The 25,976-nt window shown below is 61.8% G+C and carries 26 protein-coding genes and 1 pseudogene; 18 read left to right on the forward strand and 9 right to left on the reverse strand.

Features of this window, described 5'->3' with window-relative positions; all coding sequences use genetic code 11:
• Positions 1 to 2 precede the first annotated feature (2 nt).
• The 8 genes and pseudogenes from AC3A4Z_RS07630 to AC3A4Z_RS07665 all read left to right on the forward strand — a co-directional run bounded on the left by AC3A4Z_RS07630 (position 3) and on the right by AC3A4Z_RS07665 (position 7,739).
• Entirely contained in the window at positions 3 to 929 is a 927-nt protein-coding gene (locus AC3A4Z_RS07630) for a carbohydrate ABC transporter permease (protein WP_498711018.1), read from the forward strand.
• Positions 930 to 971: 42 nt separating this feature from the next.
• Positions 972 to 2,306, forward strand: a complete 1,335-nt coding sequence (locus tag AC3A4Z_RS07635) for an ABC transporter substrate-binding protein (RefSeq protein ID WP_498711019.1) — start codon at positions 972 to 974, stop codon at positions 2,304 to 2,306.
• A gap of 172 nt (positions 2,307 to 2,478) precedes the next feature.
• Positions 2,479 to 4,659 (forward strand): alpha-galactosidase, encoded by a 2,181-nt coding sequence (locus tag AC3A4Z_RS07640; protein WP_498711020.1) that lies wholly within the window; start codon positions 2,479 to 2,481, stop codon positions 4,657 to 4,659.
• Positions 4,660 to 4,751: 92 nt separating this feature from the next.
• On the forward strand, positions 4,752 to 5,765 hold the full coding sequence (gene galE, locus AC3A4Z_RS07645) for a UDP-glucose 4-epimerase GalE (protein WP_498711021.1): 1,014 nt from the start codon (positions 4,752 to 4,754) through the stop codon (positions 5,763 to 5,765).
• A 31-nt stretch (positions 5,766 to 5,796) separates the two neighbouring features.
• A pseudogene (locus AC3A4Z_RS07650) lies at positions 5,797 to 6,033 on the forward strand (LacI family DNA-binding transcriptional regulator); the annotation flags it as partial.
• Between the two features lie 42 nt (positions 6,034 to 6,075).
• Positions 6,076 to 6,597 carry a type II 3-dehydroquinate dehydratase gene (locus AC3A4Z_RS07655; RefSeq protein WP_498711137.1) on the forward strand — a complete coding sequence of 174 codons (522 nt, stop codon included), beginning with the start codon at positions 6,076 to 6,078 and terminating at the stop codon, positions 6,595 to 6,597.
• A 79-nt stretch (positions 6,598 to 6,676) separates the two neighbouring features.
• Positions 6,677 to 7,243, forward strand: a complete 567-nt coding sequence (locus tag AC3A4Z_RS07660) for a recombinase family protein (RefSeq protein ID WP_498711138.1) — start codon at positions 6,677 to 6,679, stop codon at positions 7,241 to 7,243.
• 319 nt (positions 7,244 to 7,562) lie between these two features.
• Positions 7,563 to 7,739 (forward strand): CsbD family protein, encoded by a 177-nt coding sequence (locus AC3A4Z_RS07665; RefSeq protein ID WP_137320645.1) that lies wholly within the window; start codon positions 7,563 to 7,565, stop codon positions 7,737 to 7,739.
• Between the two features lie 337 nt (positions 7,740 to 8,076).
• On the opposite strand, the gene hisG is transcribed toward AC3A4Z_RS07665, so the two are convergent.
• Entirely contained in the window at positions 8,077 to 8,937 is an 861-nt protein-coding gene (gene hisG, locus AC3A4Z_RS07670) for an ATP phosphoribosyltransferase (RefSeq protein WP_498711022.1), read from the reverse strand.
• Between the two features lie 357 nt (positions 8,938 to 9,294).
• Complete coding sequence (locus AC3A4Z_RS07675) at positions 9,295 to 10,677, reverse strand: MFS transporter (protein WP_498711023.1); 1,383 nt, start codon at positions 10,675 to 10,677, stop codon at positions 9,295 to 9,297.
• A 271-nt stretch (positions 10,678 to 10,948) separates the two neighbouring features.
• On the opposite strand from AC3A4Z_RS07675, the gene AC3A4Z_RS07680 reads away from it, so the two are divergent.
• The 4 genes from AC3A4Z_RS07680 (at position 10,949) to AC3A4Z_RS07695 (ending at position 14,217) form a co-directional block, all read left to right on the forward strand.
• On the forward strand, positions 10,949 to 11,590 hold the full coding sequence (locus tag AC3A4Z_RS07680) for a GntR family transcriptional regulator (protein WP_498711024.1): 642 nt from the start codon (positions 10,949 to 10,951) through the stop codon (positions 11,588 to 11,590).
• Positions 11,591 to 11,849: 259 nt separating this feature from the next.
• Complete coding sequence (locus AC3A4Z_RS07685) at positions 11,850 to 12,656, forward strand: ABC transporter substrate-binding protein (RefSeq protein WP_498711025.1); 807 nt, start codon at positions 11,850 to 11,852, stop codon at positions 12,654 to 12,656.
• A gap of 69 nt (positions 12,657 to 12,725) precedes the next feature.
• Positions 12,726 to 13,379 carry an amino acid ABC transporter permease gene (locus AC3A4Z_RS07690; protein WP_498711026.1) on the forward strand — a complete coding sequence of 218 codons (654 nt, stop codon included), beginning with the start codon at positions 12,726 to 12,728 and terminating at the stop codon, positions 13,377 to 13,379.
• Positions 13,372 to 14,217, forward strand: a complete 846-nt coding sequence (locus AC3A4Z_RS07695; protein ID WP_498711027.1) for an amino acid ABC transporter ATP-binding protein — start codon at positions 13,372 to 13,374, stop codon at positions 14,215 to 14,217. The genes AC3A4Z_RS07690 and AC3A4Z_RS07695 overlap by 8 nt, the downstream gene beginning before the upstream one ends.
• Positions 14,218 to 14,279: 62 nt before the next feature.
• On the opposite strand, the gene AC3A4Z_RS07700 is transcribed toward AC3A4Z_RS07695, so the two are convergent.
• The 7 genes from AC3A4Z_RS07700 to AC3A4Z_RS07730 form a co-directional block, all read right to left on the reverse strand.
• Entirely contained in the window at positions 14,280 to 14,612 is a 333-nt protein-coding gene (locus AC3A4Z_RS07700) for a tRNA-binding protein (RefSeq protein ID WP_498711028.1), read from the reverse strand.
• A 57-nt stretch (positions 14,613 to 14,669) separates the two neighbouring features.
• Positions 14,670 to 15,434 (reverse strand): SDR family NAD(P)-dependent oxidoreductase, encoded by a 765-nt coding sequence (locus AC3A4Z_RS07705; protein WP_498711029.1) that lies wholly within the window; start codon positions 15,432 to 15,434, stop codon positions 14,670 to 14,672.
• Positions 15,431 to 16,399, reverse strand: coding sequence for a DMT family transporter (locus tag AC3A4Z_RS07710; RefSeq protein WP_498711030.1), 969 nt, complete (start codon positions 16,397 to 16,399; stop codon positions 15,431 to 15,433). The genes AC3A4Z_RS07705 and AC3A4Z_RS07710 overlap by 4 nt, the downstream gene beginning before the upstream one ends.
• Positions 16,399 to 17,007 carry a TetR/AcrR family transcriptional regulator gene (locus tag AC3A4Z_RS07715; RefSeq protein WP_498711139.1) on the reverse strand — a complete coding sequence of 203 codons (609 nt, stop codon included), beginning with the start codon at positions 17,005 to 17,007 and terminating at the stop codon, positions 16,399 to 16,401. Before AC3A4Z_RS07715 ends, AC3A4Z_RS07710 begins: the two co-directional genes overlap by 1 nt.
• 43 nt (positions 17,008 to 17,050) lie before the next feature.
• Entirely contained in the window at positions 17,051 to 17,266 is a 216-nt protein-coding gene (locus AC3A4Z_RS07720; RefSeq protein WP_498711031.1) for a hypothetical protein, read from the reverse strand.
• 11 nt (positions 17,267 to 17,277) lie between these two features.
• Positions 17,278 to 18,189 carry a pyridoxal 5'-phosphate synthase lyase subunit PdxS gene (gene pdxS, locus AC3A4Z_RS07725; protein ID WP_498711032.1) on the reverse strand — a complete coding sequence of 304 codons (912 nt, stop codon included), beginning with the start codon at positions 18,187 to 18,189 and terminating at the stop codon, positions 17,278 to 17,280.
• Between the two features lie 262 nt (positions 18,190 to 18,451).
• Positions 18,452 to 19,945, reverse strand: a complete 1,494-nt coding sequence (locus AC3A4Z_RS07730) for an amino acid permease (protein ID WP_498711033.1) — start codon at positions 19,943 to 19,945, stop codon at positions 18,452 to 18,454.
• 195 nt (positions 19,946 to 20,140) lie between these two features.
• Here AC3A4Z_RS07730 and AC3A4Z_RS07735 point away from each other — a divergent pair, with 195 nt between their 5' ends.
• The 6 genes from AC3A4Z_RS07735 (at position 20,141) to AC3A4Z_RS07760 (ending at position 25,976) form a co-directional block, all read left to right on the forward strand.
• Positions 20,141 to 20,830, forward strand: a complete 690-nt coding sequence (locus tag AC3A4Z_RS07735) for a GntR family transcriptional regulator (protein WP_498711034.1) — start codon at positions 20,141 to 20,143, stop codon at positions 20,828 to 20,830.
• Between the two features lie 29 nt (positions 20,831 to 20,859).
• Positions 20,860 to 22,032 carry a PucR family transcriptional regulator gene (locus AC3A4Z_RS07740; RefSeq protein WP_498711035.1) on the forward strand — a complete coding sequence of 391 codons (1,173 nt, stop codon included), beginning with the start codon at positions 20,860 to 20,862 and terminating at the stop codon, positions 22,030 to 22,032.
• A gap of 26 nt (positions 22,033 to 22,058) precedes the next feature.
• Positions 22,059 to 22,445 carry a hypothetical protein gene (locus AC3A4Z_RS07745; RefSeq protein ID WP_498711036.1) on the forward strand — a complete coding sequence of 129 codons (387 nt, stop codon included), beginning with the start codon at positions 22,059 to 22,061 and terminating at the stop codon, positions 22,443 to 22,445.
• A gap of 150 nt (positions 22,446 to 22,595) precedes the next feature.
• On the forward strand, positions 22,596 to 23,825 hold the full coding sequence (locus tag AC3A4Z_RS07750) for a metal-dependent hydrolase family protein (protein WP_498711037.1): 1,230 nt from the start codon (positions 22,596 to 22,598) through the stop codon (positions 23,823 to 23,825).
• Positions 23,826 to 23,851: 26 nt separating this feature from the next.
• The gene (locus tag AC3A4Z_RS07755) at positions 23,852 to 25,096 is read left to right on the forward strand and encodes an MFS transporter (RefSeq protein WP_498711038.1); all 1,245 of its coding nucleotides are present in this window, start codon (positions 23,852 to 23,854) and stop codon (positions 25,094 to 25,096) included.
• A gap of 163 nt (positions 25,097 to 25,259) precedes the next feature.
• Positions 25,260 to 25,976 (forward strand): haloacid dehalogenase type II, encoded by a 717-nt coding sequence (locus AC3A4Z_RS07760; protein ID WP_498711039.1) that lies wholly within the window; start codon positions 25,260 to 25,262, stop codon positions 25,974 to 25,976.

Raw genomic sequence — 25,976 nt, forward strand, 5'->3', positions numbered from 1 at the left:
GCATGACAACCACCACAAGCCGCGCACCGCTGCCGGCCGCAACCCGCCGCCGTCGTCCTTTCAATGCCCGCCGCGCCGGCGCCTGGGCCCTCCTGGTCCTCGCCATCGCAGTCTCCGTCCTCCCGTTCCTCTGGGTCCTGCGCACGGCACTGTCCACCAACAACGCCCTGGCCTCGAATGCCACCAGTTTGCTGCCGGCAGAGTTCACCTTCGGCGCCTTCAAACGGGTCTTCGGGCTGCAGTCACCGGCCGAAGCCATCGCCGAAGGCGGTTCCGGCGCCGCCATCGATTTCTGGCTGTACCTGCGCAACTCGATCATCTTCTCCTCCATCACCACCGCGGGTGCCGTCTTCTTCAGCGCGATGGCCGCCTACGCCTTCTCCCGGCTTCGCTGGAAGGGCCGCAACGCCGTCTTCAGCCTGTTCCTGGGCACCATGCTGGTCCCGCCGATCTTCACGGCACTGCCCAACTTCCTGCTCATCAAGAACCTGGACCTGCTCAACACCATGCTCGGCCTGGTCCTCCCGTACGTTTTCATGACCCCGTTCGCCATCTTCTTCCTCCGGCAGTTCTTCCTGAACATGTCCCGCGAGGTGGAAGAGGCGGCAATGCTCGACGGCGCCAAACACCTGCGCATCTTCTTCCAGATCGTGCTGCCCAACGCCGCAGCGCCCATCGCAACACTTGCCCTCCTCACATTCATCGGCCAGTGGAACGAATACTTCTGGCCCCTGCTGGTTGCTTCCCAGGACGACGTCCGCGTCCTGCAGGTGGGCCTCGGCGTCTTCAAGTCCCAGTCCCCGCAGGGCGCTCCTGACTGGTCGGGCCTTATGGCAGCGACCCTCATCTCGGCCCTGCCGGTGCTGATCCTCTTCGCCGCCTTCGGCAAGAAAATCGTCAACTCCATCGGCTTCTCCGGCATCAAATAATCCTTCCCCCACCCCATCCCCACCCGAACGGAAAGTAGAACCATGAAGAAATCCCTCGGCGCCGTCGCCGTCGCCGCAGCTGTGGCGCTCTCCCTCTCCGCCTGCAGCGGATCCTCCTCTGAAGAAGCTGCCAAGGGCGAAATCAGCTACTGGCTGTGGGACGCCAACCAGCTTCCCGCCTACCAGCAGTGCGCTGACGACTTCACAAAGGCCAACCCGGACATCACGGTCAAGATCACCCAGCGCGGCTGGGACGACTACTGGTCCACGCTCACCAACGGCTTCGTCGGCGGCACCGCCCCGGACGTCTTCACCAACCACCTTGGCCGCTACGGCGAACTGGCCGAGAACAACCAGCTGCTGGCTATTGATGACGCCGTCGAGCAGAACAACATCGACCTGACCGCTTACCAGGAGGGCCTGGCCGACCTCTGGGTGGGCCAGGACGGCAAGCGCTACGGACTGCCCAAGGACTGGGACACCATCGGCCTGTTCTACAACAAAGCCATGCTTACCGCAGCTGGCATCTCCGAGGACCAGATGAAAAACCTCAGCTGGAACCCCGAAGACGGCGGCAGCTACGAAAAGGTCATTGCCCACCTCACTGTGGACAAAAATGGGAAACGCGGCGACGAGGCCGGCTTCGACAAGAACAACGTCGAGGTCTACGGCCTAGGCCTGAACGGCGGCGGTGACTCCTCCGGCCAGACCGAATGGAGCTACCTCACCAACACCACCGGCTGGTCCCACACCGACAAGAACCCGTGGGGCACCAAGTACAACTACGACGACCCTCGCTTCCAGGAAAGCATGGACTGGTTCGCCGGGCTGGCCGACAAGGGCTACATGCCCAAACTGGAGACCACCGTGGGTGCGGCCATGGCCGACACGTTTGCCGCAGGCAAGTCCGCGATCAACGCCCACGGCTCCTGGATGATCGGCCAGTACACCGGATACAAGGGCATCGAAGTCGGCATCGCACCCACCCCTGAAGGACCCGAAGGACGGGCCTCCATGTTCAACGGCCTGGCTGACTCCATCTGGGCAGGGACCGAGAAGAAGGAAGCAGCCACCAAGTGGGTGGGGTACCTCGCCTCCGCTGACTGCCAGGACGTTGTAGCCTCCAAGGCCGTGGTCTTCCCCGCGCTCAAGACATCCTCCGATAAGGCCGCCGAAGCGTTCAAGGCCAAGGGTGTGGACGTCACAGCGTTCACCGAGCATGTCAAGAACAAGACCACGTTCCTGTACCCCATCACGGACAACACCGCCAAGGTCAAGGGCATCATGGAGCCCGCCATGGATGCGGTGGTTTCCGGCAAGGCGCCGGCCAGCTCCCTCACGGCAGCCAACGAACAGGTCAATTCCCTCTTCAAGTAGCCCTGCTTCAAGTAACCCTGACCGTGGCTGCGTATGTGGTCGCAGCCACCCCGCCGGGTGCCACCGTTCCCTCCTCGCGACGGCGGCACCCGGCACCCGGCACCCCTTTCATTCCCCAATTTGATTTCGTGTCGCAGCGACGCGCAGCACAACGACGAAAGAGATTTCCCTTATGGATCCCCTCCACCTCCGTTCCGCCGGCACCAGCCTGGTGATCAGCTTCAACAGTGGGGAGGCCGAGATCATTCATTGGGGCGCGGACCTCGGCAGCACCCTGCCGGACCTCGCCATCCTGGGCGAGCCGATCCCCCACTCCGCCATCGACACCACTGTTCCCGCCGGCCTCCTGCCCCAGGCGTCCTCCAGCTGGCGCGGCCGTCCCGGCCTCCGCGGCCACCGCATCGCCGACGGTGTCTCCGGACTCGACTTCTCCGCCCGCCTCCGCACGGTGTCAGCACGTACCGAGGGCAACACAGCCGTCATTGGCCAGACGGACCCGGACGCCGGGATATCCGTCGAATCCACCCTGGCGCTGCACGACGGTGGCCTGCTGGAGCTGCGGCACACCGTCACCAATGACGGCACCACCCCTTACCAGTTGGACGAACTGGCGACGGTCCTCCCGGTGGCCCCGGACGCCGTCGAACTCCTTGACCTGACCGGCCGCTGGTGCCGGGAAAACCACCCGCAGCGCCGCACCATCCAGCAGGGCACGTGGGTGCGGACGGGCCGGCACGGCCGCACCGGGCACGATTCGTCCCTCCTGCTGGCAGCCGGCACCGCCGGCTTCGGCAACCGGCACGGCAAGGTCTGGGCCACCCACCTTGCATGGAGCGGAAACCACGAGCAGTTCACTGACACCCTTGGCGATGGCCGCACCATGATCGGCGGTTCGGAACTCCTGGGACCGGCCGAGGTCATCCTCGAACCGGGCGCCAGCTACACCACGCCTGCCCTGTTCGCCGCTTACTCGGACCGCGGGCTGGACGGCATCAGCGAGGCCTTCTACAGCTGGTTCCGGTCCCGCCCGCACCACGTGCTCCCCGCCGCCGGCGGCGGCAAGCCGCGCCCCGTGGTCCTAAACACCTGGGAAGCTGTCTACTTCGACCACAACCTGGAAACGCTGATCGAACTCGCGGACTCCGCAGCGGAGCTCGGCGTCGAACGTTTTGTGCTCGACGACGGCTGGTTCCGCGGCCGCCGGGACGACCACGCCGGCCTCGGCGACTGGTACGTGGACGAGACTCTCTGGCCGAATGGGCTGACCCCGCTCATCCAAGCCGTCACGTCTCGCGGCATGGAATTCGGCCTGTGGGTGGAGCCCGAAATGGTCAACCTCGACTCGGACATCGCCCGTGCGCATCCGGACTGGATCGTTGGCCCCTCCGCCATCCAGCACAAGGACGGCGGCCGGCTGCCGCTGGAGTGGCGGAACCAGCACATCATCGACCTCGTCAACCCTGAAGCGTGGCAGTACATTTTCGACCGCATTGATGCCCTGCTGGGCGAGAACAACATCAGCTACCTCAAGTGGGACCAGAACCGGGACCTGCTGGAACACGGCCACGGCGGTCGTTCTTCCGTGCACGAGCAGACCCTTGCCGCCTACCGACTATTTGACGAGCTTAAAAAGGCGCACCCCGGCGTCGAGATCGAAAGCTGCTCCTCCGGCGGCGCCCGGGTGGACCTGGGAATCCTGGAGCGGACGGACCGTATCTGGGCCTCGGACTGCAACGACGCCCTGGAACGGCAGACCATCCAGCGCTGGACCGGGCTCGTGGTTCCCCCGGAACTGGTGGGCGCACACATCGGGCCCACCACCTCGCACACCACAGCCCGCACCCATGACCTGTCCTTCCGTGCCATCACGGCCCTCTTCGGGCACTTCGGCATGGAGTGGGACGTCCGCCAGGTCACCGGTGCGGAGCGACAGGAACTCAAGCGGTTCATCGCGCTGTTCAAGGAACACCGCGACCTCATTCACAGCGGACGGATGGTCCGCGCCGACGTCCCCGACGAGTCGCTGATGCTGCACGGTGCGGTAGCCGCAGAGTCACCTGAAGCAGGCACGACGGCGGCGCTGTTCGCCCTGGTCAGCACACGCACCGCGTTCGCTGAGCAGCCCGGCAAGGTCACCATCCCCGGACTGGAGCCGGACCGGACCTACCGGATGGAGGCAATCTCCCCGGTTCCCGGTGACAGCGACTACGCCCACGCCTTCACGCAGGTCCAGCCCCCGGCCTGGCTGGCCGACGGGGCAGTGGCCAACGGCCGCTTCCTGGCCGAGGTGGGCGTGTCCATGCCCATCCTCAACCCCGAACACGCACTGCTGCTGCGCTTCACGGCCCTGTAGCCGCAGCGGCCCAAACGAAGACTGCCCCGGCGCTCCCCGCTGTTCGGAGCCGTCGGGCTCCGGGGCAGTCTTCGCCGAACGGAAGGATGTCTATGCGAATTCTCGTTACAGGGGGAACCGGCTACATCGGTTCCCACACTGTTCTGTCCCTGCAGGAAGCCGGCCATGACGTGGTGGTCATCGACAACCTTGTCAACTCCAGCGAAGAGTCGCTCCGCCGGGTTGCGGAACTCACGGGCAAGACAGCAGAGTTCCACAACGTTGACCTGGTGGACGAAGCCGCCGTAGAGAAGGTGTTCGCCGGCGACACAATTGAGGCTGTAATCCACTTCGCCGGGCTGAAGGCTGTGGGCGAGTCGGTGCAGGAGCCGCTCAACTACTACTACAACAACCTGGTGGGGACCCTGAACCTCATCCGGGTCATGGACCGGCACAACGTCCGTTCCATCGTCTTCAGCTCCTCAGCCACCGTCTACGGTGAGCACAACCCCATCCCTTATGTGGAAAAGATGGAGATCGGGGCCATCAACCCCTACGGGCGAACCAAGGAACAGATCGAGGATATCCTCTCGGACCTGGGTTCAGCCGACAGCCGCTGGCATATAGCCCTGCTGCGCTACTTCAACCCTGTGGGGGCCCACCCCTCCGGGCGAATCGGCGAGGATCCCCAAGGCATCCCGAACAATCTGGTGCCCTTCATTGCCCAGGTGGCCGTGGGCCGCCGTGAAAAGCTGATGGTGTTCGGCGGCGACTACGACACCCCGGACGGCACATGCCTGCGCGACTACATCCACGTGGTGGACCTCGCCGAAGGCCACCTTGCCGCCCTGAACCACGTGGCGGACCGCACCGACGTCTTCCGCTGGAACCTCGGCTCCGGCAAAGGCTCCTCCGTTCTGGAGGTACTGCGATCCTTTGAAAAAGCTGTCGGCAGACCCATCCCCTACGAAATCACCGACCGCCGCACCGGCGACCTGCCCGCCTTCTGGGCAGACGCCACCTCCGCCCTTTCCGATCTTGGCTGGTCCACGACCAAGACCGTGGACCAGATGTGCACGGACCACTGGCGCTGGCAGAAAAACAACCCAACCGGCTATGCCGGCTAGAAGGCCGGAAGCGGCCAAGACTGAATTGGCGATGACCAGCTTGGACACTCACGCGGCCGGGGCACCAAGTTCGCATCCGGTTCAGCCTGTGCATGCTACAGACATCCGGGACGTCGCGGCCGCTGCCGGTGTGTCCACCGCCACCGTCTCCCGTGCACTGCGTGGACTCCCACGTGTCTCGCAGTCGACCCGCCAGAGAATCCAAGCTGCCGCGGCCAGCCTAGGCTACGTTCCTTCTTCCGCTGCAGCGGAGCTGGGACGCAAACGCGGTGTCCCCGCCACCGACGTCATTGACCAGGCAAGCCAGACTATTCATACACCGGCTCCCAGACGGGGGACGATCGTTGTAATCAATGAGTTGCTAACCGGCCTATGCGGACAGCACGAGCCGCCGGGGCCCGGCAGCTCAGAGATGGAGCAACTTATCCAGGCCGCTGCGTCCGCAAATGGGTTCAGCGCATGCGTGACGTCCTGCAGTCCTGCGGAAATGTCGGAAAACGTACGCTCGGTCCCGGTTTCGACCGTCGGAATAATTATCGGAACCCCCGGCCCAAGCTTCGTCTCCGCCGAACTGTCCTGTGCGCTGGCGTCTGCGCCCATTCCCACCGTCCAGGTCCATCTGAGCAACAATAGTGACCGAAAGAACGAAGTCCTCGCGACCCCTCCACCCCCCGCGTGCACCGTCGTCATCGGCGGCGCAGGCATCTACGGATACAAACTGGCCATCGACTACCTGGGCGCCGCCGTCCGATCAGACGGCAGTCGGGGGCATCAAGCCCGGAGTTTGCTCGCCTGCCGCGCAGATGCCCAGTTAGGTCACACCCCAACCTGACACACAGGAACAATGTGCCTTGACTTTCTTCTGAGAGGGGCCTAGAACTCAACCTGACAGGATGAGCTTGGAGGCGCCGGTGACAGGACAGCGGATCGGGTACGTGCGGATCAGCACCCTGGACCAGAACGAGAAACGCCAACTAGAAGGCCAGATTCTGGACCGGGTCTTCACGGACAAGGCCTCCGGCAGGGACACCGCCAGGCCAGAGCTTACGGAGTTGCTGCGGTTCGCCCGGGACGGGGACACCGTGGTGGTGCACAGCATGGACCGGCTGGCCCGGAACCTGGATGATCTTCGGGCTCTGGTCCAAGGCCTCACGCGAAAGGGTGTGCGGGTGGAGTTCGTCAAAGAAAGCCTGGTCTTTACCGGCGAGGACTCCCCCATGGCCAACCTCATGCTCTCCGTCATGGGCGCCTTCGCCGAATTCGAACGCTCCCTCATCAGAGAACGCCAAAGGGAAGGCATCGTCCTGGCCAAACAACGCGGCGCCTACAAAGGCCGGAAAAAGACCCTCACACCGGAGCGAGCCGCCGAACTTGTCCAGCGCGCCGGCACCGGTGTTCCAAAAGCCCTCCTTGCCCGTGACTACGGGATCAGCAGGGAAACCGTCTACCAGTACCTGCGCCAAGCCAAGCTGGAGTGAACCGCTCCCCTGCCGGCGCCGTCGACGGGCAATAGTCTGCGCGGGCGTAGCTTGACGGAATATAAGATATCGGCTCTTTGAATCCGGTAGCGGAAGGGGCTAGGGAAGCTCCCGTTTCCACGGGGAAATCCGGGGTTCTTCAGGCCGGAATCTGTCCGTACCCGTCCGCGATACTTTCTGCCGATGCTGAGGCGCTGCAGTCAGCTGACGCATGATTCCACGCATGAGAACCAGACGTGGACTTGAAAACACGATCCTAAGCATGCTTATGATGTTTATGGCCGAATGCGAACGGCTGCCAACCAGAGGAGGAAACACCATGGGATTGGGCGACAAGATTGAGAACGCTGCCGAGAAGGCCGGCGGTAAGGGCAAGGAAGCTGCCGGCGCTGCCACGGGCGATGAGAGCCTTCGGACCGAGGGCCAGGCCGACCAGGCTAAAGGCGATTTGAAGCAGGCCGGCGAGAAGGTCAAGGACGCCTTCAAGAAGGACTGACCAGACCACAGCGAAGGACGCGCCCAGCGAACGGGGCGCGTCCTTTTGTTTGCCCCAAACAGAAACGAACCGGGGATGGGAACGCGCCATTTCCGCCCTGTCAGCCGGAAGGCCCGGGCCACCGGCTGACGCCCACCCGAGGGTACTCCTCCTGGCTTATAGCGGCGAGTACCTAAACCTGAGGCGTGGTTCCGACCATAAGGCAGCAATTCGCTCTGGCTTCGATGGCAGTTGCCGAAATCTAAAATATCGGCTCTTGGAAATGGGCGGGGGAGTTCGGGGAATCCCCCTTGTCCAGTACGTCCCGCCCAGAACGAGAAAACGAAAAAAGTCTCGACTAGACGCGGCAAGAACGGATGCTACTGACCAAAATGGCCCGGGCACCAAGGTCGTACAGTTCGTCCATGATCTGGTTGGTTTCTTTCTTGAGCACCATGGACCGAACGGCAACCCATTCCGGGTCCCGCAGCGGCGACACGGTGGGTGATTCCAAGCCGGGAGTAAGGGCAGCTGCCTTTTCTAGGAGCTCAGCACGGATGTCATAGTCCATGAGAACGTATTGGCGCGCGACGAGGACGCCCTGCAGGCGGCGGATCAGGACGTCGATTTCCTTCGTAGTGCCGGGCGCGGCGCCGCCTTCACCTGCCCGACTGATAAGGACGGCCTCAGACCTGAGAATCGGTTCGCCGAATATTTCCATCCCCGCCGCTTTGAGCGTGTTGCCGGTTTCCACGACGTCGGCGATGGCGTCGGCCACGCCCAGCCGGACGGACGATTCTACTGCGCCGTCCAAGCGGACCACCCTCGCGTTGATGCCGCGTTCGGTCAGGTACTGGTGCAGCAGCCTGTCGTACGTCGTGGCGACTCTCTTGCCGTTGAGTTCCTCTACCGAGGCGAAGTGCCCCACCGGTCCGGCGAAGCGGAAGGTGGACGCGGCGAATCCCAAGGGAAGCAGTTCTTCGGCTTCCACTTCGGCATCCTGCAGGAGATCCCGGCCGGTGATGCCGAGGTCGAGCGTTCCTTGACCAATGTAAACAGCTATGTCGCGGGGGCGGAGGAAGAAGAACTCTATGTCGTTGTCCCGGTCTACCAGGACCAACTCGCGGGTGTCCCTGCGCTGGCGATAGCCGGCTTCAGAGAGCATCGCGGAGGCGGCTTCGGACAAGGAGCCCTTGTTGGGGACAGCTACAAGCAGCATTTTCAGTTCTTTTCGGGCTGGGTCTGCACTCTACAGCGGAACAATCTGTGTGAGCAGAATGGAGTTATCGAGTGGGAGGAGCAAACGTGTGCTTCCGCTTTGGGGGCTGAGGGATGAGCGGTGCGACTTCACTACACCTTGTGCCGGACAGGATAACGCCAGCAGCTGCCTCCAGTCATCGGAGTTTCCGTTCAGTGCTCTGCTGCCACCTCGGACGGAAGAGAATGTGGGCTGCCGGCTGATCCCAGCTCGGCAGCCCACATTCTCTGTCTCACGGAGTCCGCTGGGCTTCAGCGCCTACCTTCGGTGTGGTGCTTCTGGGCTCGCCCGCTCCGCCGGAGCAGGAGGGGCCAGTCCTCACCGTTTGGCAACGACCTTGTCTTGGATTTCGCTGAGCGTAATGTCTTCCAAGGACCGGCCCTTTGTGCGCACTGCGAAGAGCAGTGTGCATATCACGCCTACTGAAAGCACTGCGGTCGTCATACCAAATACGCCGACGAATCCCCACTGGGCCGCGAAGATTCCGATCAGGAGAGGAGCTGTGATTGATCCGACCCGGCCGAAGGACGAGCTGAGGCCGACGCCGGTGGCGCGGAGCCACGTCGGGTACACCTCAGGGGTGTAGGCGTAGAGGCCGGCGTAGGTGCCGTTGAGGAAGAAGGACAGGGCGATGCCCGCGGCCGTAATCAGTGCCGGGTCTGTCATGGAGCTTAACCAGAAGGCGCTTGCGGCGGAGCCGATTAGGTAGATGGCAATGGTGTACTTACGGTCAAGTTTTTCGTTGACCCATGCTGCGCTGAAATAGCCCGGTATCTGCGCAAGGTAGATGTACAGCGAGAAGGTGAAGCTCGTTGTGACGGTGAGGCCCTTGCTGATCAGCAGTGTCGGTATCCAGGAGAAGAAGCCGTAGTAGGAAAAGGTGATGACGAACCAGATCAGCCAGGTCACTGAGGTGATGCGACGCATCTTGGGACCCCACAGGAACTTGATGGCTTTGCCCAGGGAGAACTTCTCTGGTTCCGGCTCTTCGGCGTGATTCGGGTCGACCTGCGGCAATGCCTTACCAGTGGAGGCCAGGACCTTGTCTTCGAAGGAAACGACAACCCTTTCGGCCTCCTCGTGTCTTCCTGCGTTCATTAGAAAGCGGGGAGATTCAGGGAGTGCGCGCCGCCACCAGAGCAACATGACAACTGGAAGGAAAGTAATCACCTGGGCCCACCGCCATCCGTCAGGAAAGGCGGGGACGATGAAGCGTCCAATCAGGGCGGCGGCGACGAAGCCGAAGGAGAAGAATCCGGCCAACGCACCGAGGAACCAGCCGCGCTTGTGGCTGGGCACAAACTCGGAAAGGAACGGGGCAATGATGGCGCTTTCAGCTCCAGCACCCAAGCCGGCAAGTATGCGCATGATGAGGAAAACTTCGAAGTTCCACGAAACCGCAGCAATCAGCGAAGCCACCGCGTACAAGGCCAGGGAGTACATCATCACCCTTTTTCGGCCCAGTTTGTCTCCCAGGTACCCGGCGAGGAACGCGCCGAACAGGTAACCGAACGGGGCCGCCGAGGCCACCAGCCCAAGCTGGGGCGAGGATAGCCCAAAAGCTGCTTTGACGTCGGGCAGCAGGAAGGCGACGACAGCGTTATCCATTCCGTCGAATGTGTAACCAAGCCCTCCAATCAACAGCAGGGCGTAATGCGGCCTGCTCAAGGGCAGGCGGTCTAGCCGGGCAGATAGGGACACATGGGCTCCTTCAAGAGCAGCTGCAAGCTGAATGTAGTCGAATCAGATGGTGGCAATCCCACATGGCAGCGTGAATAGAGCAATCGAGAACGAGATATGACGATGGCCTGCCCCGCCACTATGCAGGGACATTGTCGGATTGTCGACTGAAACTCTATGAGCCGCATCACGCCATACCTATGGACGGGGGATTAGTGATCGTCACCGCCCGTTCGACGCGCGTTCAATTCCCCACTAGGCAAGTGCGTATAACTGTTATACAGTTTGGCTTGTGACTATCGACACAGTAACTGTTGCGGATGCTGTCCGCCTCCGACTTGAGCGGAGCCTCCTCGCCGGAGATTACCCGGCTGGGGCCGACGTAAAGGACACCCACGTCGCACAGCAACTTGGAGTGGCCCGGCCCACCGCTCGCGTTGCGGTTCAGGCCCTTATCGCGAGCGGCTTGCTTGTCCGCGAAAACGGCAAGAGCGCGAAGGTAAGGCAGTTTTCCCTCGACGACGTTGCCGATATCTTCCGAGTGCGGCGGCTCATAGAGTTTGAGGCAGTCCGCTCTGTTTGCAAGGGGGCAAACACCGCTGCGGTGCAGCTGTCGCTTGATAAGTTCCTTGACGTCAAAGATGACGGCGATTGGGAAACTGCGGCTGAAGCTGACATGGGATTCCATGCAGCTGTTGTCGCGGCGGCCGGCTCCCCTAGGCTCAGCGCCCTCTTCCAAACCATCTCAACGGAAATTCGCCTACTCCTGGCCCTCCTTAGGCCCCGCTATGCCCGGATATCCGCCCTGCATGATGAGCACACCGAATTACTGCAAGCCTTGACCAGTGGCGACACCGATCAAGCACTGCATCTTTGGGCCGCACACCTTGACGATGCAGAGACCTTCCTCAGCAGTCCTGTCGAAACGCCCTAACCGGCTGGCACCTCTTCCTCTCCTCCTGCCAGGCATTAGAGCAATCCCGGCCAAACTCCTCCTGCCGGTAACCGTTACTGCCCCCTGAACCTGGGCAGCCCCTTTCCCACCCTGTGCCTTTTGTGCGCTCTTCAGCCGGCGTCCACACGGGGCAGGACCTTGCCGCGATAGCCCCTGCCCTCTTCCCGCGCCCGGACTTACGCCTGCTACTTCACTCCCACCTCAATTTGTTCGCATCACCCCACCAGGAAGGCAATTCATGAAAAAGTACTCCCCTCAGGCCACACGCCGGACGGTCCTGGCAGCAGCAGCAGCAGCAGTTGCAGCTCTGGCACTGACGTCATGCTCAGCTGCTGCCCCGACGGCTTCAACGGAAAAGAAAACCGTCACCATCGGCATCGGAAACGAAGCGCCCTTCGCGTTCACCGAATCGGGCTCGGAATCCCTTTCCGGCCTTGACGGAGAAATGCTCAGCGCCGTGGCAGAAGCCAAGGGCTGGAAGATCAAGACCTTCGTCACAGATTTCGCAACCCTGATCCCGGCACTCACGGCAAAGAAGGCCGACATCATCGTCGACGGAATGTTCATCACGGATAAACGGAAGGAGCAGATCAACTTCACCGATCCCCTCTACCTGCAGCCTGAAGGAATGATCGTTCCGGCCGGCTCAACCCTGACGTCCAAGGAAGATGTTAAAGGCAAGGTCATCGGCGCCCAGACCGGCACCGTTTACGGCGAATGGGTCAAAACACTCGGCGGCAGCGACGTGAAGTTCGTTGATACCCAGGCGGCACTGATCACCGCGGTCGAAAACGGCCAGGTTGACGCTGCCTTCACTGATTCCGCTGTCATTGGCTACAGCCTGGTTCAAAAGCCGAACTCCAAGATCAAGCTCGTCTCCCCCTACGAACCGCACTTCCAGGGCATCATCGGCGCGGGCGTGCGCAAGGAAGACACGCAGCTGCTGGCGGATCTGAACGCAGGTTTGGTGGAACTGAAGAAGTCGCCCAAGTACCTGGAAATCCTCAAGAAGTATGGCCTCGGCGAGGAAAACGCTTCCAAGTAAACACTCCGGGAGAGTGCCGCCACCCAGCGGCCCTCCCCCGTGACCACTATCAGAATTTGGAAGTAAGTAATGGACTTCATCACCAGCACGATTGCAGTGTTTCCGCAGCTGCTCTCCAGCGTTCCCGTCGTTCTCCAGCTGGCCTTCGGTGCCATGGCCCTTGCCCTAGTCCTGGGACTGCTGATAGCTCTGGCCCGGCTGTCGAACTCCAAACCCCTCAAAACTGTCGCGACCTGCTTCGTGGAGGTGATGCGGGGAACTCCCCTCCTTGTCCAACTGGTCTACATATTCTTCGTCCTGCCCAGCATCGGAATGGAGATCGAACCGGTTCCTGCCGGAATCATTGGGCTGGGTTTGAATTACGCCGCGTACCTCTCTGAGGTGTTCCGTTCGGCCATTCTTTCCGTGGAGCACGGGCAGACCGAGGCGGCCCTGTCGTTGGGCTACACGCCCACCAGCGCCCTTTGGCGAGTTGTAATCCCCCAGTCCTTTGTGGTGTCGATGGCACCGATCGGGAACTACTTCATCTCACTCATCAAGGACACGGCATTGACCTCTGTTATCGCGGTCGCCGAAATCCTCAAGACGGCAAACATGCTGAACAGTCAGACCTTTCAGACAACGGAAATCTACACAGCTGCAGCCCTGCTCTATCTGATCATCAGCCTTCCACTCTCACGAGCAGTGGTTCTCCTGGAACGAAAGGTCCGCGCCAATGCCTGAAACGGCCGTCATCAAAATTCGCGATGTACATAAGACATTCGTACTGACTCCCAAAGCAACCCTGTGGCAGAAAGTCACTTCGCGCCAGCCGCTGGAGAGGCGCATTGAGGTCCTCAAAGGTGTCGACCTCGACGTCCAGCGGGGAGAGACCGTCGTTATCCTAGGTTCAAGTGGCTCCGGTAAAAGCACCTTGCTGCGCTGCATCAATAAACTCGAAACTATCGATAACGGCCGGATCCTGGTAAATGACCACCTGGTCGGCTACGAGGAGCGCGACGGGCAGCTCATCGCCGAAAAACCTTCCCTTACCGCGAAAAAACGCACCGACATTGGCATGGTCTTTCAGCACTTCAACCTGTTTCTGAACAAGACGGCGCTGGGCAACGTTATGGCGCCCCTCCGCGACGTCAAAGGCCTGAGCACCGCCCGAGCCAGAGAAATAGCCCTGCCTCAACTTCGGCTTGTCGGCTTGGAAAACCGTGCCGAAAACTATCCCAGCAAACTCTCCGGCGGGCAGAAGCAAAGAGTCGCCATCGCCAGGGCTCTGGCGATGGAACCAAGCGTGATGCTCTTTGACGAGCCAACTTCCGCTTTGGACCCGGAACTGGTGGGCGAAGTGCTTGCTGTCATCAAGAAGATCGCCGAGCAGGGCACCACCATGGTCATCGTGACCCATGAGATGCAGTTTGCCCGGGACATCGCAGATCGTATTGTCGTCATGGACCACGGGGTGATCGTGGAACAGGGCCCACCTGAACGAATTTTCACGCAGCCGGAGCACCCCAAAACGCGAGCTTTACTCAGCCGCTCCGGAGTCCTGCCCAATTCGGCCGCCTGAGGTAATCGTAGGATGCGAAGGGACCCCACCGGCGATGCCCGGTGGGGTCCCTTCGCATGTTCCTAATAGAGCCGGCCGCCGGCTTCAACAGCCTTGTCGGGGACGACCAGAATGCACTCGCCTTCGGCATCGGGCACCCCCAGCGTCAGGACTTCGGACATCACCGGCCCTATACGCCGAGGTGGCAGGTTCACCACGCACATCACACGCTGCCCAGTCAGCTCATCCAGGGCGTAGTTAGCCGGCAGCTGAGCGCTGGACTGTTTCACACCGAGCTCACTCCCTAAATCGATCCAAAGCTTATAGGCCGGTTTCCGGGCCTCCGGGAACTCTTCGGCCCGAACAATCTCTCCTACCCGGATGTCGACCTTCTGAAAATCTGCGTATTCAATCATGTGATTCCTCCTGTGCTTTTCTTCTGGTTTGAGTCCCCATGCGGTCGATATGGGCATTCACGTTGCCGTGTACCCTCCGTCAACCGGAATGGATGTTCCCGTGATGTAGGCCGCCTGCTCAGAGGCCAGGAAGGCAACTGCTGCAGCAACGTCCGCCGCCTCGGCGATGCGGCCCAACGGAATGCCCGAGGTGACCTGGTCTTCGACGGGGCCGGGGTCCGGCAAACCGGCAAGCCACTCTTCATAAAGACGCGTGCGGGTCATACCGGGTGCCACGGCGTTGACCCGGATGTTGTAGGGGGCAAGTTCGACGGCGGCGGACTTGGTAAGTGCGAGGAGCGCGCCCTTGGATGCCGCATAGATTCCCATCGAGGGGACCCCCACCGAGGCGAGCCTCGATGTGATGTTTACGATCGACCCGCCGCTGCCGCTGTCTTTCATGGCCGCAGCAGCGGTCTGAAGCATGGCAATCGGGGCAATTGTGTTCGCCTCAAAGACCCGCCGGACATCTTCCATCGGTGACTGAAGCAGGTCTTCGGTGTAGTCGATAGCGGCGTTATTCACGAGAACGTCCACCCGGCCAGCGAAAGCCAGGGCTTCTTCGACCACACGTCCAGCAGTGCCTGCCTCCGTCAGGTCTGCCGCGAAGAAACGTGCCCGTCTTCCAAGCGATTCGGCCAGTTGTTTTCCCTTGGCGTTCGAGCGACCATTCAGCAGCACGTGGTATCCCTGCTCGTACAGCATCCGACTTATGGCTGTGCCGATACCTGAGGTTGCTCCGGTGACGATCGCTGAACGCTGGACTGCAAACCTGTTGGTCATGGAGACACCTCCGCTTCCTTCGGCCGTGAATGGTTATCGAAGACACCCCGTTCGTGGGGTGCCGCGGTGCTGACGAGGACGAGCCCTGCGACGACCAGCGGAAACCCGATCCAGCCTTCCGGCCGGAATCCTTCGCCCAGAAGGAGTACAGCGAGGACCGTGGCCACTACGGGCTCCAGTACCGTGTACAGGGTTGCGGTGGAGGCCTTCATCCGTGCCAGCCCGTAGGCGAAGAGCCGGTGGCCCAATGCTGTCGGAATCAGCGCCAGATAGAGCAGAACTGGCCATACAGGTGCTGAAAACGTCTGCTCACCAGTCAGGAACAGCAATGCCAGCATGGGCAACGACGCAGTTCCTTGGATCGAGGCCACGACGGCACCGTGGGCAAGGCCCCCGGGCCTTTCGACGCAGGGCCCGATGAGGCGACCTGTAGCAAACGCGTACAGCGCGTAGGTAACCCCTGAAACCAAGGCCGCGACAAGCCCGGGCAGAAGCCAGCTACTGCCGTCCGAACCTTCCAGCCCGGCCGGTGTCCTGGCCGCGAGAAGCAAGCCGGCGCCGGCAAGAGTTGCGACCACAGCCACCACCCATCGTCCCGTCACCCGTTTGCCGTCCAGGGCCCATTCCAGCAGGCCCGCAAAAAGAGGGCCCGAACCCATGGAAACGATAGTCCCCAGGGCTGCCCCGGTCAGAGCAACTGCGATGTAGAACAAAGGCATATAGAGCAGAAGCCCCACAGTCCCGAGCAATATGTACCGTCCTGCTCCTGGTGCCCGAAAAACGACCCGGACACCTTTCAGGGAAATCAGGGCGAAGACCAGACCTCCGACGCCCACGCTCGCAGCCCCGATCGCTACCGGGTTTTGCTGCGGGATGAAAGCGGCCGCCACCCCCGTGGTACCCCACAAAGTGGCCGTCGTTATGACCGCAGGAGCGGCCCAGCGCGAGCCGTCAGCGCCCCTCATTAGGCTGTCAGCAGCTTCTGAGCGATCTTACGGGCATCTCCCAGGCAGCGGTCCGCACCTTCCAGGCCTGCCCGCGCCATCGCCCCTTCGAGCAGGAAGGCCAAATGTTCGGCCCCTCCCCGCTCCAGGAGAGGAGGAAGAGTCGTCATATCTGACAGATGGCTGGCGATGATGGCCTCAACCTCTTCCTTGTGCTGTCGTACCACATCCCGGCCCGGGTCCCCCACAGGAAGCTCCGATGCAGCGTTCAAGAGCCCGCAGCCGCGGAAGCCGCATTCATAACCGGCCCTCGCATGGTCGAGATAAGCATCGAAAACTGCAAGGACGCGCTCCGCGGGCTCCTCTGCCTCGGCGAGCCTGCGGATATACAGCTCCATCCACTCCTGATGGCGGGCAGCAAGGTACGCCATGATCAGGTCCGCCTTGGAGGAAAAGTTGTTATAAAGACTCTTTTTTGCGACTCCGGCCGCAGTGGTCACCGTGTCGATGCCGGTGGCCGTCAGCCCGGCGCTATAGAACTTCCTGGACGCCGCTTCGAGCAGCTTGTCGCGTGCGGTACGACGTATCGCCGCTGCTTTCTCCCCCGCATCTGTTCGTTGACTAGTCATCAAACCTCGTCTTTTAGTAGTTAGACCAGTCATGCTTCCGGGCCTATTTCGTTCGCCACACCTTGACGTCATCGCCCTCGTGTATTGCAACTCGCCCGCCTCCGTTGTCCAGCCAGAGCCAGAAGATGGAAGCGTCGTCGGCGACCACGTCGACCGAGCCGCAGAGGGTCCCCCCCTCACCGGTGTGAACGGTCACGCGGTGGTCGGCATCCAGTTCAGTCCACTCATAGGGACTCATGGCAAACTTGCTTTCTTTCATCGGTTGCTCCTCTACCAGCCGCGTTGGGCGAGGCGGTGGGGTTGGGGGATTTCGTCAACGTTTATGCCCACCATGGCTTCGCCCAGGCCGCGGGAGGCCTTGGCGATGACGTCGGGGTCATCGAAGAAGGTGGTGGCCTTCACGACGGCGGCCGCGCGCTGGGCCGGGTTGCCGGATTTGAAGATGCCGGAACCAACGAACACGCCGTCAGCGCCGAGCTGCATCATCATGGCAGCGTCAGCCGGGGTGGCAATGCCGCCGGCGGTGAACAGCACCACCGGAAGCTTGCCGGCAGCGGCGACTTCCTTGACCAGTTCGTACGGGGCCTGCAGTTCCTTGGCCGCAACGTACAGCTCGTCCTCGGCCAGGGCGGCGAGCTTGGCGATCTCGGAACGGATCTGGCGCATGTGCCCGGTGGCGTTGGAGACGTCGCCGGTGCCGGCCTCGCCCTTGGAACGGATCATCGCAGCACCCTCGTTGATGCGGCGCAGCGCCTCACCAAGGTTGGTGGCACCACAGACGAACGGAACCTTGAACTTCCACTTGTCGATGTGATTGACGTAGTCAGCCGGGGTCAGGACCTCGGACTCGTCAATGTAGTCCACGCCCAGGGACTGCAGGACCTGCGCTTCGACGAAGTGGCCGATCCGGGCCTTGGCCATCACCGGGATGGACACGGCGTCGATGATCTGGTCGATCATGTCCGGATCGGACATCCGGGACACCCCGCCCTGGGCACGGATATCGGCCGGAACACGTTCCAGCGCCATCACAGCAACAGCACCGGCATCCTCGGCGATGCGGGCCTGCTCGACGTTGACGACGTCCATGATGACCCCGCCCTTGAGCATCTCAGCCATGCCCCGCTTCACGCGGCTGCTGCCCGTGAGGGTGGAGGCGGGGTTTTCCGTTTCAGGGCTCATGATTGCTCCTGCTGATTCTGTGGTGGTGGGTTTTGGGCGCGAATGCGCCCCTGGTAGGTCCAGAGGACAGGTGCGCCGTCGCGGGCAGGCATCATGGTTCCTCTGCTTAGCGGGATTCTCTTGCCAGCGTCCTGCGCCGGGGACCATAGTCCGGTGCGTGGGCAATGTGATCCCGTTTCGGCCGTCAGGTCTTCTCTGCGCGCCACAGGCCAGCTCAGGGCGGCCAAGGTGCTGCGCGTGTGCTGTGGAGTTTTAGCCATGATCACGTCCTGTCTCTTTCCAGGCTGCTGAACTTCGCGCCATCGATGAAGTCCGCCGGGACGGCATGGCGGGGGCTGGCTGGGTTCAGCAAGGAGTGCTTCCGTCCGTAGAACCAGTAGATCGTCAGGCCAATAACGAGCCAGACGCCGAAGCGGAGCCAGGTGTCCCAGTGGAGCTGGAGCATCAGGAAGAACGAGGCGAGCACGCCGAAGGCGGGGACGAGGGGCATCAAGGGCAGGCGGAAGGTGCGGGGAGCGTCAGGCCTGGTCTTCCTGAGGACGATGACCGAGGCGCATACAACGACGAAGGCGGCGAGGATGCCGATATTGGTCAAGTCTGCCACCACGCGGATGGGGAAGACACCGGCCAGGAGTGCGGAGACGACCCCCACGATCCAGGTGGTTCGCTGCGGGACACCGCGCTTTGCGTCCGTTTTGGCGAACCACTTCGGCAGCAGTCCGTCCCGGCTCATGGAGTACCAGACCCGGGTGACGCCGAGCATGAAAGTGAGCATGACAGTCAGGATGGAGACAACGGCAAAGGCGGAAATAATCGTGGCGATGGTTGGCATGCCTACCGCATCGAAGGCGGAAGCAAACGCACTCTTCGGGTTGATCTCGGTGTATTTCTGCATCCCGGTCAACACCACGGTGGCCAGGACATACAGCACCATGGCGATGGCCAGGGACAACAGGATGGCCTTGGGCATGTGCTTCTTGCCGTCGACGGCCTCTTCTGCCGCGGTGCTCATCGCGTCGTAACCGAACACTGCGAAGAATACTGTCGCTGATCCTGCCAGGACCGGGCCGAAGCCGCTGGGCATAAACGGGGTGAAATTGTCTGCGTGGACGTGGAAGACGCCGATCCCGATGATGGCCACAATGACGAGGATTTTCAGGCCGACCGCTACCAGTTCAAAACGCCCGAAACTCTTGGAGCCGCGGCTGAGGATCCAGGTGACAATGAGGCAGGTGAGGATGGCCGGGACATTGACGACTCCATCGGGCGTCTCGGGGGTCCGGGCGTAAGCCAGTTCAGCCGGCAAGGGGATCCCGACGCCGGCGAGGAATGCGGAGGCATAACCGGAAATGCCGATGGCAACAACGGACACAATGGCTGTGTATTCCAGTAAGAGGTCCCAGCCGATGAACCATCCGATGATTTCACCCAGTGCGACGTATCCGTAGGTGTAGGCAGAGCCGGCCCGGGGGATCATGCCGGCGAACTCGGCGTAGGAGAGAGCAGCTGCCGCGCTGGCAAGCCCCGCAATCAGGAACGAGATGATGACGGCTGGCCCGACGGCAGGATTGACGCCGTCGCCCCGAGCCACTACGCCTGCAAGTGTGAAGATGCCGACTCCGATGATGCCGCCGACACCGATGGCCGTCAGCTGCCACAGACCCAAGGTCTTCAGCAGGCCACCGTGTGAGCCTTCATCAGTAATTTCGTCGATGGGTTTGCGACTCAGCACCGAGTGAAACGCAGGTCTAGACATGGGTCTCCTGAAGTAGAGGTCGGCCAGGATTCGGGCCGAAGGATGTACTGCCGGGGAGCAGGCAGCAGGGGCTTCCAAAGATTGTGGTTCGCGCCACGTAGTATTGTCAACAATAAGACATTCCTCTAGTCAGGGCGAAGGCGCTCAAGTATGATTGTTGACAATACTTTCGCCCTGTCCCGCTGAGGAGAACACATGAAAAGCCGTGAAGGGCTGCAACCTCTCGCCCAGGAGTCTGCGCCCGCAATGATTGCAGCGCAGCTCCGATCGCTGATCGCCCAGGGGACGATGCAGCCAGGTGCTCAACTCGTCGAGATGGACATCGCCGGCAAGCTGGGAGTGAGCCGGGGACCGGTTAGGGAAGCCATTAACCGCCTCACTCAGGAGGGGCTTCTGGTCAGCATCAGAAATCGCGGGGTCTTCGTCGCCGAATTCGGAGAGGCCGACATCCGGGACATTTATGAGGCGCGGACTGCCGTTGAAAAGGCCGCCGTCGGCATCCTTCTCGCAACCGACTGCCAGCGGGCAGGCCAGGAACTTCTGGAGCGCGTTGGGGATATGGAGGAGGCCAGATTGAGCCACGATCCCGAGGCGATGTCGGAAGCCGACATCGCATTCCATGAATCCCTGGTGGCCATGGCATCAAGCCCGCGGCTCTCAAGGATGCATGGCACCCTGCTCACAGAAACGCGGATGTGCCTGAACCGGCTTGAAGGCCGCTATGACGACGAGGCTGTCCGTGTTGCCGAACACCGGGCCATTGCCGAAGCACTTCGGGACGGCGACCACCTGCTGGTCATGACTCGGCTCGACGCCCACAAGGATGACGCACTGGACCGTCTGCTGCCTAATGGCTCGGGGACTCCCCTCGTTCACAGCGCCTAACACCCTGCAAACAGCGAAGGAGCAGAGTCATGCTTGATGACCTGCAGATGCGGGTGAACGACCTCGCCCAGATCCTTGGCCTCCCGGTTTCACTGACTACTCCAGAGCTGCAGTCAATCGTTTTCAGCCCCCATTCCGGAGCAATCATCGACGCTGTCCGGTCAAAATCGCTGTTAAGCCGGGACACGGATGACTGGGTTGTGCGGTGGTTCCGGAAAGCCGGCGTTGGGGGAACCACGGCACCTGTCTTCGTTCCCGGTATTCCGGAAAAAGAGGCAATGTCCAGATGGGTCGTCCCAGTCCACACAGGCAGCCGAATCATCGCATTCCTATGCATCCTTGATCCGGACGGCAGCTGCACTATGCCCGCACTGACCGCACTGTCCCCCCAGGTGGGCGAGATCAGCCGCATCATGCAGGCGGCGGAAGAATCAGCCATGGCAGCCGGAGCGCACCTGCGCCATCTCCTCACCGGCACTGACAGCGAGAAGTCAACAGCAGCAGTGGAGCTGTTCGACCGCGGGAACCGGACCGCTCAAGCGTGGACAATTGCCGTGACCGCGACGCTCAACCACCCGGGGCATCCTCTGGCAGGGGGCAGCCGTGCCCCCGAGCCGATGCGAGGGGCGACCTTGGCGGCAGGGGCACGTATTGTCACCTGCAGATTCGAGGATCACCACGCATTCCTGATAGAAGCAGCAGAAAACCCGCCCAACATCCAAGTCCTGGCCGACCTTACCCCTTGTTGTCCACGGCCCCTGGCGGCAGCCGGAAGTGCCGTTCAGCATCCGATGCAGCTGGCCCGCTCCTACCGCCAAGCCTTCGGAGCGCTTCGTTCCGCATCAGTCCAAAGGACACCTCCCCCCATGACTGCATGGAATGACCTGGGTCCGATCAAGGTCCTGGCACTGCAAACCCCTGAAGTCCTCACAGACATCACCCACGACAAAATCACCGCCCTCGCTCCATCGGACGCTGAGCTCATCGATACTGTTGCCCACTACCTTGAACAAGGACGCAAGCCGGACCTCGTGGCCAACAGTCTCCACATCCACCGCGGCACGCTTTACTACAGGCTGCGCAAATTCGAAGAAGCCACTGGCCTGAACCTCGAATCGGGGTCAGACCGCCTCACCATCCAGCTCTCGCTTGAAGCGCTCAAACTGATCAACGCGCCGAAATGGCAGCACGCCCTGTCCTAAGCGCAGTATGCCGGAAAGGCCCCCACATGATCCTCACCTACCTTATTCTTCGCCCTACCCCTGGCTCCTTGGAGCCCCTGGTGGAGTACTACCGCAGGGAAGGCGTCATCGAAGCAGCCGTCCCCTACGGACTGCTTCTCGGGGCACTAGCCCACCCCAGAAACAGCGCCGCCACAATCGCCGTCGGCTCCCTGTGGCCGGACACCAATGCCTATGACAGCTGGCTGGTTGCCCCTGAACGCGATGCCCTTATCAAGGGCATGAGCGGATATCTCGACGCTCTCGAACCGCCCATCGGCTGGGCCGAAGAAACGTCCATCGGCGCTGACATTGATTTCACGCCGGTGTATGGGGAACGTCAGCTCTCGGTCCGGCTGACCACCGGGCAGCCTGGGTTCCTTCCCCGCGCCTGACTTCGCATGCCACCAGCATGGTGCGCGGCCGGAACTGAACGGGCGTTGAACAGGCGGTGAAGATCACTGGTCCAGCGTCCATAGGACTGGCGTGACGCGGCTCATAGAGTTTCAGTCAACAATCCGACAATTTCCTGCAGGAGACTGAAAATGACCTCGTCAACCATCCTCGCCAATGCCAGGCTGATCAAAGGCGACGGCAGCGATCCGGAAGACAACGTGTTTATCCACGTTGAAGGCTCCCGCATCGTCAAGGTGTCCCGCCAGCCGATTTCACACGCTGGCGCGACCATGATCGACGGCTCAGGAATGACCGTCATGCCCGCGTTGATCGATACCCACACCCACATCTCTGCCGGCGACTACCTGAATAAAGTGCACCTGCTTCCCAAGGCAGTGAACGCTGCCCGCGGTTTCCGTGCCCTCAGCGAATGCCTGGACTACGGAATCACCACCATCAGGGATGCCGGGTTCACAGACTACGGTTTCAAGCAGGCCGTACAGGAAGGCAGTGCCGACGGGCCCAGAATGCGCCTGGCCATCGCCCCGCTCAGCCAGACCGGCGGCCACAGCGATTTCCGTACCCGGGAAGAAGACGACTACCGCCAGGCTGACGGAATTTACCATCCAGGGCTCGTGGCCGACGGACCCGATGGCTGCCGCCGGGCGGCCAGGGAAGTCCTTCGCCGGGGAGCAGACCAGATAAAGATCATGGCCAGCGGCGGTTGCACCTCCCCCACCGACAGCGTCGATCACTGCCAGTTCACGGATGAAGAAATGAACGCCATCGTCTACGAGGCCAGGGCACAGGACAAATACGTCATGGCGCACGCCTACACACCCCAGTCAATCCTCGCCTGCGTTGCCGCCGGAATCCGAAGCATCGAACACGGCAACGGTGTCGACGAAGAAGCAGCCGATGCAATGAAGGAGTCCGGCGTCTTCGCCGTCCCGACCATCGCCACCTACGAACTCCTGCTGCGCGACGGCCTGGCCGGCGGCATGCCCGAAGACCAGGTCACCATGGTCAAAAAAGTTCTCGGGACCGCCTACGAAGCACTCGAAATCCTCAAGGACCGCGGCGTCAAAATCGCCTCCGGCTCCGACGTCCTGGGACCCCACCAGGGCTACAAAACCTACGAACTCGAACTTAAAGCACGGGTTTTGGGCCCCCTGGCCACCATCACCGCCGCCACCCTCACCAACGCCGAACTTATCGGAATGAGCCAGGACCTCGGCACCGTCGAGGAAGGAAAGCTCGCAGACCTGATCGTCCTCTCGCGCGACCCCCTCGCCGACATCACCTCACTGCAGGACAAGAGCACCTTCCAGCTCGTCATGAGCGAAGGCCGCATCCTTCGCGACAACCGCGGCGCCTAGCCCCCAACTGAATTAAGGACAAGACCATGACAACCAGCAGCAGCACCATTTCACCACCGGATAAGTTGGAGGCAGCGCAAGCCCGCAAAGCCTACGTCGCCGCCGGCATCGGCTGGGGCCTGGACGGCCTCACCTGGACCATCTACGGATTCGCGCTCACCGCCGTAGGACCCGTCCTCGGCTTCACGTCCACCACAGCCGGCTGGATCACAGCCATCAGTATCGTCGCCTCGGCGTTCGGCGGCGCCCTTGGCGGCGTCCTCGCCGACCGCTTCGGCCGCGTACGGACGCTGACCTGGGTCATCCTCGGCTACTGCATCTTCACGGGCCTCACCGCCACCTCCCAGGACGTAACCCAATTCGCTATCTGGCGCGTCCTCGAAGGCCTCGCCTTCGGTGCAGAATGGGCCGTCGGCGCCGCTCTCGTCTCCGAATACGCACCCTCCCACAAGCGCGGGCGTATCCTCTCCGCCATCCACAGCTGCTACGCACTGGGCTGGGCGCTGTCCACCGCAATCTACCTGTGGGTCTTCTCCGTCACTGACCCCGCAGTGGGATGGCGCTACCTGTTCTTCATTGGCGTGATACCGGCAATCGTGGCCTTCTGGATCCGCCGCACCGTTAAGGACAAAGTCCAGGTCGCACCCAAGGAAAAGGGCGCCAAACTGCCCCTGACGATGCTCTTCAGCCGCGGCCAGATCCGCACCACCATCCTGGCCACTGTTCTTGGCATGGGCGTCCAGGGCATCTACTACTCAGTCTTTGTCTTCCTCCCCCTCTTTTTGAAGACGGAACGCGGACTCAGCGTCGTCGGCACCGCCACCTACACGTGGACCGTCATCATCGGATCCTTCCTCGGCTACGTCATCTCCGGGCACATCCATGACCGGTTCGGACGTCGCCCCACCTTCACATTCTTCTTCCTGGCCTCCATCGCCAGCATCGTCCTGTTCGTCCTTACCCCGGCGGCCCAGCCCTTGATTGCTCTGCCTGTGTGCTTCTTCCTGGGCTTCTTCGCATCAGGCCAGGCCGGTGGCCTGGGCGCATTCCTCGCGGAACTGTTCCCAACGCAGATGCGAGCAACCGGACAAGGGTTCGCCTACAACGTTGGCCGTGGCGTAGCCGCCTTCGGCCCGCTCTCGATCGGCCTGTTCACCGCCAGCATCGGCCTCGGCAACGCCATCATGATCGTGGGCAGCATTGGCGCAGCACTTGCCCTCTTCGCGGTCTGGTCCCTCCCGGAAACCCGCAACAAAGACATCCTTCACTAATAATTTTTCCGTAGGATTGTTGACAATCAGGCAATCGTGAAACCACAATGGAACTAGGCGGAAAGGTTCGCTAAAGAACCCCCAATCCCGACGAGTTTCACCCACCTTTGAGAGTGCAGACAATGTCGGCATCCTCACCTCACACCACCAAAGGGAAAGCACAATGTTCGAAGAATTCGACGCTCTTAGCTTCGACTGCTACGGCACACTCATCGACTGGGAAGCCGGCATCGCCGCGGTCCTCGGGCCCTGGGGCCGTGCCGCCAGGCCGGAACTGACGGACGAAGACCTGCTGCTCGCGTACGCGGACGAGGAAGCCCGCGTGGAGCAGGAAAAGCCGACGGCCCTCTACCCTCAGGTCCTGGCAGAGGCATTCCGTGCCACCGGCGCCAAGCTCGGTATTCCCGTTTCCGACACGGATGCAGACAAGCTCGCTTCCTCTGTCCCGGACTGGCCGGCCTTCCCGGATTCCACCGAAGCCCTTCGCAAGCTGGCCACCCGGTTCAAGCTGATCATCCTTTCCAATATCGACAAGAAGAGCTTCGCCGGCAGCAACGCCCGCCTGGGCGTCGAGTTCGACCGCATTATCACCGCCGAGGAAGTCGGCAGCTACAAACCGGCATCCAAGAACTTCGACGCTCTGAAGGAATACGTCGACAGTGAGGGCCTGAAGGTCCTGCACGTGGCCCAGAGCCTCTTCCACGACCATGTACCCGGCAGGAAGGCAGGCCTTAAGGGCGTCTGGATCAACCGCCGCCACAACCGTCCCGGCTGGGGAGCGACTCCCGACCCCGGGGCTGACATCACCCCCGACTGGACCTTCAACTCCATGGCCGAATTCGCAGACGCTGCGGTCTCCGAGACCGTCGCCTCCAAATAA

This window comes from Arthrobacter sp. Soil_C_49, assembly GCF_057656635.1.

Bases quoted from the DNA above. Each gene is read 5' to 3' on its own strand.
- AC3A4Z_RS07630 (WP_498711018.1), top strand. From the start codon at position 3: ATGACAACCACCACAAGCCGCGCACCGCTGCCGGCCGCAACCCGCCGC.
- AC3A4Z_RS07635 (WP_498711019.1), top strand. From the start codon at position 972: ATGAAGAAATCCCTCGGCGCCGTCGCCGTCGCCGCAGCTGTGGCGCTC.
- AC3A4Z_RS07640 (WP_498711020.1), top strand. From the start codon at position 2,479: ATGGATCCCCTCCACCTCCGTTCCGCCGGCACCAGCCTGGTGATCAGC.
- galE (WP_498711021.1), top strand. From the start codon at position 4,752: ATGCGAATTCTCGTTACAGGGGGAACCGGCTACATCGGTTCCCACACT.
- AC3A4Z_RS07665 (WP_137320645.1), top strand. From the start codon at position 7,563: ATGGGATTGGGCGACAAGATTGAGAACGCTGCCGAGAAGGCCGGCGGT.
- hisG (WP_498711022.1), bottom strand. From the start codon at position 8,937: ATGCTGCTTGTAGCTGTCCCCAACAAGGGCTCCTTGTCCGAAGCCGCC.
- AC3A4Z_RS07685 (WP_498711025.1), top strand. From the start codon at position 11,850: ATGAAAAAGTACTCCCCTCAGGCCACACGCCGGACGGTCCTGGCAGCA.
- AC3A4Z_RS07690 (WP_498711026.1), top strand. From the start codon at position 12,726: ATGGACTTCATCACCAGCACGATTGCAGTGTTTCCGCAGCTGCTCTCC.
- AC3A4Z_RS07695 (WP_498711027.1), top strand. From the start codon at position 13,372: ATGCCTGAAACGGCCGTCATCAAAATTCGCGATGTACATAAGACATTC.
- AC3A4Z_RS07700 (WP_498711028.1), bottom strand. From the start codon at position 14,612: ATGATTGAATACGCAGATTTTCAGAAGGTCGACATCCGGGTAGGAGAG.
- AC3A4Z_RS07705 (WP_498711029.1), bottom strand. From the start codon at position 15,434: ATGACCAACAGGTTTGCAGTCCAGCGTTCAGCGATCGTCACCGGAGCA.
- AC3A4Z_RS07710 (WP_498711030.1), bottom strand. From the start codon at position 16,399: ATGAGGGGCGCTGACGGCTCGCGCTGGGCCGCTCCTGCGGTCATAACG.
- AC3A4Z_RS07715 (WP_498711139.1), bottom strand. From the start codon at position 17,007: ATGACTAGTCAACGAACAGATGCGGGGGAGAAAGCAGCGGCGATACGT.
- AC3A4Z_RS07720 (WP_498711031.1), bottom strand. From the start codon at position 17,266: ATGAAAGAAAGCAAGTTTGCCATGAGTCCCTATGAGTGGACTGAACTG.
- pdxS (WP_498711032.1), bottom strand. From the start codon at position 18,189: ATGAGCCCTGAAACGGAAAACCCCGCCTCCACCCTCACGGGCAGCAGC.
- AC3A4Z_RS07730 (WP_498711033.1), bottom strand. From the start codon at position 19,945: ATGTCTAGACCTGCGTTTCACTCGGTGCTGAGTCGCAAACCCATCGAC.
- AC3A4Z_RS07735 (WP_498711034.1), top strand. From the start codon at position 20,141: ATGAAAAGCCGTGAAGGGCTGCAACCTCTCGCCCAGGAGTCTGCGCCC.
- AC3A4Z_RS07740 (WP_498711035.1), top strand. From the start codon at position 20,860: ATGCTTGATGACCTGCAGATGCGGGTGAACGACCTCGCCCAGATCCTT.
- AC3A4Z_RS07745 (WP_498711036.1), top strand. From the start codon at position 22,059: ATGATCCTCACCTACCTTATTCTTCGCCCTACCCCTGGCTCCTTGGAG.
- AC3A4Z_RS07750 (WP_498711037.1), top strand. From the start codon at position 22,596: ATGACCTCGTCAACCATCCTCGCCAATGCCAGGCTGATCAAAGGCGAC.
- AC3A4Z_RS07755 (WP_498711038.1), top strand. From the start codon at position 23,852: ATGACAACCAGCAGCAGCACCATTTCACCACCGGATAAGTTGGAGGCA.
- AC3A4Z_RS07760 (WP_498711039.1), top strand. From the start codon at position 25,260: ATGTTCGAAGAATTCGACGCTCTTAGCTTCGACTGCTACGGCACACTC.